Annotated in this window: 8 protein-coding genes; all 8 read right to left on the bottom strand. The window is 43.0% G+C overall.

Annotation, left to right across the window (positions count from 1 at the left end; all coding sequences use genetic code 11):
* The coding region (locus tag JMX91_RS07200) for a transposase (RefSeq protein ID WP_201548312.1) at window positions 1–184 on the bottom strand (184 nt) is incomplete at its 3' end.
* A 74-nt stretch (window positions 185–258) separates the two neighbouring features.
* Window positions 259–2,703 (bottom strand): site-specific recombinase, encoded by a 2,445-nt coding sequence (locus JMX91_RS07195; protein ID WP_201548311.1) that lies wholly within the window; start codon window positions 2,701–2,703, stop codon window positions 259–261.
* A gap of 237 nt (window positions 2,704–2,940) precedes the next feature.
* Entirely contained in the window at window positions 2,941–4,725 is a 1,785-nt protein-coding gene (locus JMX91_RS07190; protein ID WP_057760379.1) for an acyl-CoA dehydrogenase C-terminal domain-containing protein, read from the bottom strand.
* A gap of 348 nt (window positions 4,726–5,073) precedes the next feature.
* Window positions 5,074–6,867 (bottom strand): acyl-CoA dehydrogenase C-terminal domain-containing protein, encoded by a 1,794-nt coding sequence (locus JMX91_RS07185; protein ID WP_201548310.1) that lies wholly within the window; start codon window positions 6,865–6,867, stop codon window positions 5,074–5,076.
* A gap of 608 nt (window positions 6,868–7,475) precedes the next feature.
* The gene (locus tag JMX91_RS07180; protein ID WP_201548309.1) at window positions 7,476–9,188 is read right to left on the bottom strand and encodes a putative bifunctional diguanylate cyclase/phosphodiesterase; all 1,713 of its coding nucleotides are present in this window, start codon (window positions 9,186–9,188) and stop codon (window positions 7,476–7,478) included.
* A 173-nt stretch (window positions 9,189–9,361) separates the two neighbouring features.
* On the bottom strand, window positions 9,362–10,258 hold the full coding sequence (locus tag JMX91_RS07175; RefSeq protein ID WP_201548307.1) for a 16S rRNA (uracil(1498)-N(3))-methyltransferase: 897 nt from the start codon (window positions 10,256–10,258) through the stop codon (window positions 9,362–9,364).
* Between the two features lie 300 nt (window positions 10,259–10,558).
* Window positions 10,559–11,407 (bottom strand): methylenetetrahydrofolate reductase [NAD(P)H], encoded by an 849-nt coding sequence (gene metF, locus JMX91_RS07170; RefSeq protein WP_201548305.1) that lies wholly within the window; start codon window positions 11,405–11,407, stop codon window positions 10,559–10,561.
* Between the two features lie 13 nt (window positions 11,408–11,420).
* A complete protein-coding gene (ahcY, locus tag JMX91_RS07165; RefSeq protein WP_201548303.1) occupies window positions 11,421–12,845 on the bottom strand; it encodes an adenosylhomocysteinase in 1,425 nt (474 codons plus the stop codon).
* Window positions 12,846–13,026: the final 181 nt, after the last annotated feature.

Genomic DNA, 13,026 nt, shown 5'->3' with positions numbered 1-13,026 from the left:
CAGGATCATATTGTTCTGTGCCAATAAGCTTGCCTTGATTGGCTTTGTTCTGCCAGTTCGATAACGTTTGCATCGCTATGCCAAGTTGCTTGGCTGTGGCTGAAACATTACCGTTATTGTCTGCTATTTTCTTAACGGCTTCTGCTTTAAATTCGTCACTGTAGGTTCTTACTTTCTTGGTCATGGTAAACTCCAGTTAATACGCTTAGTTTACCAAGTTTAGTTGTACGGTTTCTTCAGCATAGCTCAACTACCTATTTAACTAGGCAGCTTTGGTGGTTTTTTAGGTTTTGGTAAAGGTGTTTTTGCGTCACCAGTTTGCTTATCATCAGAGTCAGCATGGTGAGGCTCATCACTAACGATATCGCTATCAATCGCACTTATCGTTTTGGTGGCCTTATCGTATTGGATGTCATCGGTATAAGGAACGCTGTTTAGTTCGTCATCGACTAAACCATCGTCCAAATCCATTACCTTTTCAGGAGAGCTATACGGCTGCGTATGCTCATCTGTCGGCTGCTTTTCATAGTTGATGTCGGTGTTGGTATGTGAATGTTGAGCATCAGCATGTTTAGATTCAGGCAGGATTCTGACATCAGACAGACGCCTTACCACATAATTGCTTGGTATAGATTTGCCATTTTTTTGTGCGGAAGTATCATCAAATATCATGTGGCCCTGACTATCGATACGCGCATATTTCATCGGTTTATCACGTGGCCAGAAAAAGTCAGACGGATGACTAATAATATGGCCAAACACCAGTTTTGTGAGGCGACTCCATTCAAAAAAGCGAACTTCTTTAGAACGTAGGGCGACAAACAGTGCCAGTGAAAAGCTAACGATTAAGTTGACCAGACCAATAAGGGCCACGCCAAGTATAGAAATTAGGATGAGACTCCAGCTGATGTCATCAGCAGATATATTGAATAGCCCGTGTGCCAAGTTTGCTGAAGCAAAGGCAATGTGACGGATATCAATTGGTAAGCCGAAGATATAGCCAATAGTCGCGGTACTACCTAAGAACACCCCAAATAAGAAGTTACCCATGATAGCGCCCAAGTTGGCTTCTATAAAGCCGCCTAAACGCTGAAGCCATGAGCTAGGCAATATGTATTTCAACAATCTGTGACGTTGTATACGCGCGCCGACGTTGTTATAAACTGCCAAGTTGTCGTAATAACCGGCAATCAAACCAGATAAGAACAGGTAAACCCCAGCAATGGCAGCGTGGGGCAGTGCTAATGAGTGGAACGGGTCAAGATCATGTAGCAAATGTCCTGCTTTTTCGGTATCGATCATTGGCGCGCCAGTATATTGCAACCAAGCAAAAGAGATAATCAAAGCGACGGGTATCGCTAACATAACGTTACCCATGATAGCGATAAACTGGGTGCGCAAGATATCGACGACCAATTCTGATAGCTTGGTCAACTGATGTGATTTTTTACCAGAGCCTTCAGAAATGGTAGAGGCAATCGCAGCCGCGGTCATGGCTGGCTGCTTGGTCGCGACTGTGCCACGAATAACATGAATAAATACGAAACCCAAACCATAGATCATACTGTTGATGAACGCGCGACCCATAGGTGCGAGTGCCAATTGATAGGCCAATATTTTTATGGTTGCCATAAACGCAATCACAAAACCGCCGATAGAGGCTTTTTTGAACATTTTTTGGTAACCAGCTTTATCGGTACTAATATAATGCTCGCCGACGCGACTGGCATTTTCTGTGACTTTGCGAGAGAGTAGTTTGGTATTGTTATCAATTAAATAACCAATACTATAGCGCTGATTGGACGTAGTGATGAGCGCCTGTATCAGTTCGATCACAGCACGATCTCGCTTTTGATTATCGTCTGTAACCAACTCAGTTAAAATCCGCATACGCTGCAAGCTTTGATCTAAACGCAGCATCATATTAGTCAAACGAATAGAGATACCGGTCTTATAAATCCGCTTGCGTACGGTAGCGACGATATCTTCGCACTGCTCAATCATAACCAATAGCGGTGCAGGATCGACTGCTTGCTCGGGCGTAATATCTGTCAAGGTATCCAGCTCATGTGCTTGACGATATTGATTGACAAAGAGTACAGCTTCTTGATTTTGTGCAACAAAAGACGCTGAGTAGTTCAGTATCTGCGGATATGCCTCCATTAAATCAGGATGCAAGCCGATACCGCTGATGCGATAAGACAAAATGATAATGGCGTTTAAAATACTGTTTTTTGCAGTAGCGACTAGATTTAAGTGTTTCTCTTCTACGCGAACCAGCTCAACCAGTTTGTCCCATTTTTCCTTTTCAATATTGGCAAGCCAACGTTCATCAGAGCGCTTGTCAAATAGATAGCCTACCAGTTCTACGACAGAATCGTCTTGTGGTAGTAATGGTAAAAATCTATGGCCAATCAAACGGCGTAAACTGTTAAAGAACCCTTGGTCAGACATGATACCAGTGTCGGTATACAGTGCGATTTGCCGATATTGGATAATCAGTTTTAGCACAAAACTAGACAACCCATCTCCATATTCTGGATGTTGATGTATGATGTCAATAAGGGATTGAATTTTTTCGTTGGCCAATGCAGGTTCTTTATCACTGACTCGTAGCTCATCAATCAAGCGTTTGAGTACCGCAGGATCTGGCACGTCGCTCAAGGCGGTAATCTGTTGTAAAATGCGTTTTAATTCTGACACGTCGCACCCTTTATCATGGTTGTTTCAATCGTTTTTATTATTTAAATCGGTATAAGTGGTTGAGTGATATTTGCCAATCGTTCAATTGTAGTCGAGCAACATCTTGTCTTGCGTTATTTTAATCGGAACTGCCAATTGATATTGAATTATTTTGTTAGCAGTTATTTTGACAAAAAAAAGGACAGTAACACGACTGTCCTTTTAATCAAGGTATTTTAGGTTAGTTTTAAAGCTAGCTTAGCTTGCAGGAACATCGAAATAAGCAAGGTCAAAGTTCATCATTGGGTCACTACCAGCTTTGACCATCTGTGCATGAGCATCGATACGCGGTAAGACACGACCAACGAAGTAATCTGCAAGCTTGGCTTTGTTGGTATAAAACTCACCTTCTTTGCCATTAGCAGCTTCCACCATCAACGCAAACATGTATGAGTAAGCAAGGTAGCCAAACGCATGCATGTAGTCAACCGCACAGCCATTGATTTCGTTTTTGCGTTCGCCGATATTGTTAAGCACAGTGGTGGTTAACTCTTCGATGGTATCCGCAGCATCTAGAGTAGCTTGTTTGATAGCATGGTCTGCTTGCATATTGTTAACGAAGTCACGAATCTCACCCAAGAAATGAGTGACGTACTTACCATTGTTACGAGCAACTTTACGACCTAATAAGTCAAGCGCTTGAATACCGTTGGTGCCTTCATAAATCTGCGCAATACGTGTATCACGAACGATCTGCTCCATACCCCATTCGCGGATATAGCCATGACCACCAAAGACTTGCTGACAATCAACAGTGGCTTCCAGTGCTTTATCAGTCAGGAACGCTTTAGCAACTGGTGTCAGTAGGGCAACACGAGCTGCAGCCGCTTTGGCTGACTCAGGATCGGTACTAAACTTCTCTTCATCAAGGTTTTTGGCAACGTACATCGCAAAACAGCGTGACGCTTCAGTGTTTACTTTGGCGTTCAATAGCATACGACGGACGTCAGCATGATGGATAATAGCATCAGCGGGTTTTTCTGGGCTCTGTAGCTGGGTATCGCTACGGCCTTGACCGCGGTCATTGGCATATAACGCTGCATTTTGATAGGCAAGCTCAGAACCACCAAGGCCTTGCAAGCCCATAGTGACACGCTCGTAGTTCATCATGATGAACATTGATGATAGACCAGTGTTTTCCGCGCCAACCATCCAGCCTTTAGCGTTATCAAAGTTCATGACACAAGTCGCAGAGGCTTTAATACCCATTTTGTGTTCGATAGAGCCTACCGCTAACGTATTGCGCTCGCCTAAGCTACCATCTGCATTGACCAAGAATTTTGGTACGACAAATAGTGAGATACCTTTTGAACCTTCTGGTGCATTTGGTGTTTTTGCCAATACCAAATGAATGATGTTGTCAGTAAGGTCATGCTCACCACCAGTGATAAAGATTTTGGTACCAGAGATATCATAGCTACCATCATCATTAGGCACGGCTTTGGTTTTGATAATACCCAAATCAGTACCAGCATGCGGCTCTGTCAAGCACATGGTGCCAGCCCATTCGCCGTTGTACATTTTTTCTAGATAAGTTTGCTTTTGCTCTTCAGAGCCAGCTGCATTTAAACAAAGTGTCGCACCGACTGTTAGGTTTGGATACAGGGCAAATGATTGGTTGGCAGTGAAAACCATCTCTTCGGTGAGCATGGTAACCATTTTAGGGAAGCCCTGACCGCCGTATTCAGCATTACCACTTAAGCCGACCCAGCCTGATTCAGCATATTGCTTATAGGCTTCTTTGAATCCTGTCGGAGTCGTGACGACGCCATCACCTTCGAAAGTTGCGCCTTCTTCATCACCGCTACGGTTAATAGGAAGTAGAATGTTTTTTGACAGTTTTCCCATTTCTTCTAAAATCATATCGACAGTTTCCATGTCGACATGAGCCAAGTTTTCGTTGTTTTGCCAAAACTCTGGCGCCTTGAATACGTCATTTAAGATAAAGCGCATGTCATTAAGAGGGGCATTATAAACAGCCATAAACATTCCTTTGGTTCAAATAATTAAAATTGAAGTTGTTAAGATTATCAACTGTTCTTTTGGTATAACCTTAGCGATTAATAATCAAAGTTTAACAAATAAGCTTGTGAGCGAGTGTATTTCTTCGTGAATTGTGCGTACACCAAAAGTTAGCAGCGGCTATTGAAGTGCTTACAGACACCTCACTGATAATTATAATGTAAGAAGGTAGGCGGGTCGGTACTTATAGACTGTTGCTACAGTCAAAACTATGTTGATAGTTATTATAAGCATACGCAAAACAAAGCGGCAACACACCGAAGTATATTGCCGCTCAAGATTATACGATTACGAAGTTTATCGCTTTAATTAAAAGGCAAACTGATCAACGTCCATGCTCATGTATGGCTCTACACCAGTGCTGATACGCTGTACGTGCGTAGTAGTACGTGGCAATAGCTTAGCAAAGTAGAACTGAGCCGTTTTAACTTTAGCGTCATAGAATGCTTTTTCGCCAGTACCGTTTGCGATAGCAGTTTGAGCAACCAGTGCCATGCGTGCCCATAAGTAGGCTAGGGTCACATAACCGCTGAAATACATATAGTCTACCGCAGCGCCGCCGACAGCATCTGGCGTTTCAGTTGCTTGCATACCGATGCGTGCAGTTAAATCGCCCCATTCTTTAAGATGCTTGGCAAGTGGGCGGATAAACTGACCCATCTCGTCATTTTCTTTGTTTTCTTCACAGAATTCTTGGATAACGTTTACAAAGTTCGCAAGTAGCTTACCTTGTGAACCCAAGACTTTACGACCTAACAAGTCAAGCGCTTGAATCTCTGTGGTACCTTCGTATAAGCAAGAAATGCGCGTATCACGCACGTTCTGCTCCATACCCCATTCACTAACGAAACCATGACCACCATAAACCTGAATACCATGGTTGGCAGCTTCCAGACCTGTTTCAGTCAAGAACGCTTTAGCAATTGGTGTCAGTAGTGACAACATTTGGTCAGCAAACTTCAACTCTTTGCCTTCGCCTTTTGCGACGGTATCTGCAAAGTGTGAGAGATAATAAACTAGCGCACGACCACCTTCAGCAAAGGCTTTTTCAGTCAATAGCATGTTACGAACCGCTGGATGTACGATGATAGGGTCAGCTGCTTTTTCTGGTGCTTTCGTACCTGATAGTGAACGCATCGCTAAGCGGTCTTTTGCATAAGTCAATGAACCTTGGAACGCATACTCTGCTGCAGTCAAACCTTGCACAGCAGTACCGATACGTGCCACGTTCATAAAGGTGAACATGCACTGTAGGCCACGGTTTTCAGGTCCAATCAAGTAACCTGTTGCGCCATCGAAGTTCATGACACAAGTTGCAGAGGCTTTGATACCCATTTTGTGTTCGATAGAGCCACAAACGACATTGTTGCTTTCGCCAACGCTACCATCTGCGTTGACCGTCATTTTTGGAACGATAAACAATGAGATACCTTTGGTACCAGCAGGCGCGCCTGGTAGACGAGCTAATACAATGTGGATAATGTTACCGGTTAGGTCATGCTCACCAGCTGAGATGAAAATCTTTTGACCCGTGATGCTATAGCTACCATCTTCTTTAGGCTCAGCTTTGGTACGGATAATACCCAAGTCAGAACCCGCATGCGCTTCAGTTAGACACATGGTGCCTGACCATTCGCCAGTAACCATTTTTTCTAAATAGGTTTGTTTTTGCTCGTCAGTACCATGATGCTCGATGGTTTGAATAGCACCATGTGATAGGCCAGGGTACATAGAGAATGACCAGTTAGCCGTACCAACCATTTCATTGATGACAGTAGACAATGAGAACGGCATGTTTTGACCGCCGAAATCTTCTTCAGCAGATAAAGCAGGGAAGCCAAGCTCACAATACGCGTCATAAGCTTCTTTAAAGCCTTTTGGCGTGGTGACCTTACCATTATCAAACTTACAGCCTTCAGCATCACCGCTTTGGTTCAATGGTGACAGTTCGTTTTCAGCAAAGCTTGCAGCCATTTCAAATAGGCTGTCCATTAGCTCACGGTCAGCTTCTTGGAACGCAGGCAAAGTTTTGTAGTGGCTTTCACTATCGAGTAGTTCATGCATAACGAATTGGATATCACGTAATGGCGCTTTGTATTGCATAACTTCCTGTCCTTTTTGTAATGTAACCGAGTATAGCCAATAATGAGCATATGGTCGCACTATCCTCTAGTGCGTTATTCTTACCTAGCCAATCTGAAAATCTAAATAAAGGATAAACAGTAAAGCAGGTCAACCATGCTATCGATTACATAAAATAGTGTTAAAAAGAGTGGTGATTGTCAGAGTCAATGAGAGAATAAATGTGCTCTAACAAATTCACTATAAAAGATAGGCTTTCATAGGTGATTATACAAGTTTGGTGACAGGACTGATAAGTCATGAACCTATCTTGCATCGGTTATGCAATCGACGTTAGGCGCTAGGAAGCAGCAGCATTAAGCATATGAAAACTCTAATGTTACTAAGACAGATATTCCTCTATATGATTAGTATTAACATGAAAAAATGACAGCCAAAAAAATAGCGTTCGCCATAAAGACAAACGCATCGGTATAAATTACAGCACTATTTGGTAGAACCGAGCATGTAAGTTATGTCACAGATATAAACGTGATAAACATTAAACATGCTCGTATGCTAGGAGTCTGAACATAGTAGCTTATGGTTAATAAGTTATAAGTTATAAGTTATAAGTTATAGCTTAGCGTTTACTCAGAAGCATTTTGTTGAATCAGCATCGCAGTGGCGACATCAGCAGACACGGGTTTGCTAAACCAATAGCCCTGACCAATTTTGCAACCCATATCTAACAACACATCGCGCTGCTGCTCAGTTTCGATACCTTCAGCAACGACTTGCATGTCTAAAGCGACTGCTAAGTCTAAAATGGCTTTTACAATCGCGTGCTGGGTACGATCGGTTTCAATATTGGAGATAAAGCTCTTATCAATCTTGATAAAATCAAATGGATATTCTTGCAAGTAGCTCAATGATGCATAACCAGTACCGAAATCATCGAGCGCTAGACGTACGCCAAGCTCTCTAAGCGAGTTAAGCTGTTTTTTTACATTATCATGACGCTGAATCAAAGACGACTCGGTCACTTCAATATGCAACTGATGGGCAGCAACGTCATTCTCTGTCAGTAGTGTGCTCACCATATCAAAGAAGTCAGGGTGGCTAAACTCAGCAGCATCAGCGTTGATACAGACGTGTTGATGAAACCCTTGCTGTTGCCAAACGGCTAGTTGTTTGACGATTTTAATGGCCAGTTGCGAAAACAAATCAAAGGAGAGCTTGTGCGCGATAATGGCATTGATAAAATGAACGGGCTTGAGTAATCCGCGAGTAGGGTGCTGCCAACGTACCAATGCTTCAAAACCTGTAATAGCACCAGTCTCCAATGAGAACTTTGGCTGATAATAAGGAACAAATTGACCTTCAATGGTAGCAGTCCTAAGCTCAGACTCTAACTCTAAACTGCCAGCGGTAGCGCTTTCAATTGCCTCATCGTACCAACGTATATCATCGCCTCCATGCTGCTTGACATAGTCTAATGCTTTTTCTGCTTTGGTCAATAAACCCGTTACTTCATTATCGTCTTTTGGAAAACAGCTCACACCCACAGAAATATGGTAATAGATATTTGCATCTGTCGCATGGCTCTTGTCAGTAGAGAAGGGACGCTCACACATTTGCATGAGTGTGTCTAGCTGATGGCGTACCATATTGGCATCTTTAACTTCAAACAGTAGCGCAAAATCATCACCCCCAAAGTGAGAAAAAGAGCGTAAATTATGCAGTTTGAGCTTTTCGACTCCTTTTACAAAGTTTCTTATTAAGTCATTGGCACCATCAGGCCCTAGTAGGCTGGCAAGATTGCGATAACGATCAATATTTAAGCGTACAAGGACAATCTCTTGATAACTATCCAATAGCATATCACTTGTCTGACTCAAAAACACCTTGCGGTTAGGAAGACCTGTAAGCTGATCATAGTTGAGTAAATGCGCGACTTGTTTTTGGTCTTTGATAACGGATGACATGTCACGCAGCATACCGACATGGTAAGCCGTCTGTTCGACATAAATCTTGCGATAAGTGACATGACAATCAATAGGTTCGCCATAACGATTAATCATCGAAAAATCAAGTTCGTAAAATCCATGACTGTCTAGATTTTTACTAATGTCTTTTAAGATCAGCTGCTCTGCTTCTGATAAAAACTCAGCAGCATAAATACCAAGGGGCCGACCAACCAAGAACTCTTCTTTGTAGCCAATTATAAGCTCATAACTGGCATTAACCGCTAAATAACGTAAATTATTATCTAGTACAAATATGGCGTCTTCAAGTTGTTCACATAGCGTACTCATCAACTGCTGCTTGATTGATACTGGAAGAGTGTCAAAATTACTCATAATAGTGGCTCACAAAAGATAAAGGCTTATAAAAATAAGAACTGCATTATCAATTTATTTACATTGAGTTGACATCGCGTTTTACCATGTACGATGAAGAACAGACGTTATTTTTGACTATAAGCATAAAAGATGAAAACTACGATAGTCTTACTAGTACTTATCAGTTTTTACTAGGTGCTTAAAGCATGTAAAGTAGCTAATGCTACTACTGGTGCAGTTTCGGTACGCAAGACTCTTGTGCCGATTTGCCAACGCTCAAATCCAACACTTTCCGCTTGCTGACATTCATCTTGACTCAGACCACCCTCAGGCCCGATCAACAGTTTGATATAAGGGGTCTGTTGTTTAAGAATATCAGATAGAGCGTTAGGCATGGCAGGTTGTCCTGCTGCTGGTACACTCATTTGCATACATAGATCTGCAGCGTTTGCTAATACTTGGTAGTAAGGATCATGACTAAGTACAGAAACGATAGAACTGACGGCCATTTGCGCCTTCGTAACGTCAGTAGCCATAGCCTCAGTAGTCTTAGCGTCAGAATTGGTATTGCTTAGCCATTCGTTGATAGATTGTGGCGCAAGAATAAGAGGTAGGCGGTTAAGGCCGCATTGTTCACAAGCTGCGATCGCTATTTGTTGCCAATGCGCCAGTTTCTTTTCAACTTGAGCAGGTTTTAATGTGACTTCGCCATGGTGGCTGCTGAGCAACTGAATAGCAGTTACCCCAAGCTCAGTTGCTTTTTGAATAGCATAGTCCATACGCTCACCGCGGCTCATTACCAAACCAATCTGAGTGATAGTAGGCGGCGTACGATCGTCGTCTATATGTGTAAGCAAAGTAGCAGTGGCATTTTTTTTACTGATTGCCTGTAGCTTTACTATATATTCGCCGCCAAATCCATCGAATAAAATCCCTTGATCACCAATATTGGCTCGTAGTACACGGCACCAGTGATGGACAACACTATCGGGTAATTCGACATTACTACCTAGCGGTAACTCACCCAATTTAGGTAGTGGTGAGGCATCAGCATTGTCGTTGTTAACGGCATAAAAAAAACGTCGCACGTGGTCTTATTCCTATTGTTTGATTGATTATAGTTATTATTAGATCTATAGAATATCACTTGAGACAATTAATGACATTTGTTTTATGAGAATTTTTCTTAATAAAGATAATTATTTTTAGAGCAGCATTATTACATAGTGAAGAAATTTTTAAAAATCAAATAAGATAAAGTGTATGAATAAAACGGTAAAGGGTTATTGGTCAAAATTTTGACAATAAAAAACTGGCGCTCCTAGAAGCGCCAGTCATTAATAATGTATTCAAGAATGATTAAAGGATATTATAGAATGCTTAAGTGCTTAAGCAGTCAATCCCAAAGCTTCTACTAAGCGTTTGTTTGGCTCGACTTTATTCATGCTATAAAAATGCATGGCAGGTACGCCCTCGGCAATCAAGCGTTCACACAAGCGATAAACCACATCAAAGCCAAACTCACGAATAGCCTTACTGTCATCACCAAAATCTGTCAACTGCTTACGTACATAGCGCGGAATATCAGCACCACAGCTATCAGCAAAACGCAAGAGATTACTTGAATTAGTAATTGGCATGATACCAGCGACCAAAGGCTGAGCTACTGTATCAATACCGCGTTTCTCTAACTTATCACGCAAGTACAGATAGCTGTCAGCGTTGTAGAAAAACTGGGTAATCGACGCATTGGCACCAGCTTGGTATTTATTTACCAAGTTATCAATATCAAACTCAAAGCTACGCGCTTGTGGGTGCATTTCAGGGTAGGAGGCCACTTCGATATGGAAGTGATCACCTGAATGCTCACGAATGAACTTGACCAAATCTACTGCAAATGGCAGCTCACCCATACCCACCTGACCGGATGGCAAATCGCCACGTAGTGCGACAAGACGTCTGATGCCTAAGCTTTTATAAAACTCAAGTAACTCAGCGATTTGCGCTTTGTCATCGCCGATACAAGACATATGCGGCGCAATTTCAGTCTCACTGCGCGCGCTTAGTGCTTGTACAATGTCTAAAGTACGGCTGCGAGTTGACCCGCCCGCACCGTAGGTTACCGAAAAATACGCCGGTGACAACTTATTCAGCTCATCATAAGTGCCAAGAAGCTTTTCGTGACCTTGCTCGGTTTTTGCAGGAAAGAACTCAAAGGAGAAAGCAGGCTTACTCACAGTCAGGCTCCTTTTAGTATTTATAAGCGTCAGGCTTGAATGGACCTTCAACTGGCACACCCAAATACTCAGCTTGCTTTTCAGTTAGTTTAGTTAGCGTACCGTTAAAGCCTGCAACCATCGCAGCGGCCACTTCTTCGTCTAATTTCTTAGGCAATACTTTTACGTATAAGTTGTCAGTACGTTGGTCAGCTGGCAAATCAGCAAATTTTTCTTCGAACAGATACATTTGAGCCAATACTTGGTTAGCAAATGAGCCGTCCATCACGCGTGATGGGTGACCAGTAGCATTACCTAGGTTTACTAGGCGACCTTCGGCAAGTAAAATCAAGTAATCGTTTTCATCATCTGAGCGGAATACTTGATGAACTTGTGGCTTGATCTCAACCCAGCGCCAGTTATCACGCATAAACTGAGTATCAATCTCGGTATCAAAGTGACCAATGTTACATACAACCGCACCAGGCTTAAGGGCCGCTAGCATATGACGGTCACAAACGTGATAGTTACCAGTCGTGGTGACAATCAAGTCTGTGTCTTCAAGCAAGCGTTTGTTGATATTGTCCGCGCCGCCAGTGTTGTCACCGTCGATGTATGGTGATAATACTTCAAAGCCGTCCATACATGCCTGCATGGCACAGATAGGGTCAACTTCTGAGACACGGACAATCATGCCTTCTTGGCGTAAGCTTTGTGTAGAGCCTTTACCTACATCGCCGTAACCGATAACCAACGCACGACGACCCGCAAGGAACATGTCGGTAGCACGTTTGATAGCGTCATTTAAGCTATGACGGCAGCCATATTTGTTGTCGTTTTTAGATTTAGTCACTGCATCGTTGACGTTGATGGCTGGTACTTTAAGTGTACCTTTACCAAGCATCTCAACCAAGCGATGAACGCCAGTAGTGGTTTCTTCTGAGATACCATGGATGTTATCAAGAAGCTCAGCATAATCATCGTGAATCAAAGCAGTCAAATCACCACCATCATCCAAGATTAAGTTGGCATCCCACAGCTGGCCTGATGCTTCGCCGCCAACGTGTACTTGCTGTCGCAAGCACCATTCGTACTCTTCTTCTGTTTCGCCTTTCCACGCATAAACAGGGATACCAGCAGCAGCAATCGCAGCAGCAGCATGGTCTTGCGTTGAGAAGATGTTACATGAGGTCCAGCGGACTTCCGCACCTAGCGCGACTAGTGTCTCGATGAGGACAGCAGTTTGGATGGTCATGTGGATACAGCCAGCGATTTTCGCGCCTTTAAGTGGCTGGTCAGCTTGGTAGCGACGACGCAAACCCATTAGGGCAGGCATTTCGGCTTCGGCAAGGGTGATTTCACGGCGGCCATAATCAGCAAGGCTGATGTCAGCAACTTTATAGTCAGTGAAAGAGGGGTCGATCGTATGGGCAGAGGGTGTAGTAGACACTGCGTCCATAATATGCTCCTATCAGTGGTTAACGAATGATAAAAAGAATAAAAACGCAGGTGCCGTTGTTTGCGCTGTGAGCGACCAAAAACATGGTCTCTCGACAGTTAACCGAGCCTAACATAACCTGTGATTGCATAACGATAGAATGTCAAGGCAGTAAATCACTGTTATGGCGCAACACCTCTCG

This window comes from Psychrobacter sp. Pi2-1 (assembly GCF_904846645.1).
GTDB lineage: Bacteria > Pseudomonadota > Gammaproteobacteria > Pseudomonadales > Moraxellaceae > Psychrobacter.
The sequence above is the reverse complement of the archived record's forward strand: the minus strand, read 5'-3'. Positions and strand labels throughout refer to the sequence as shown.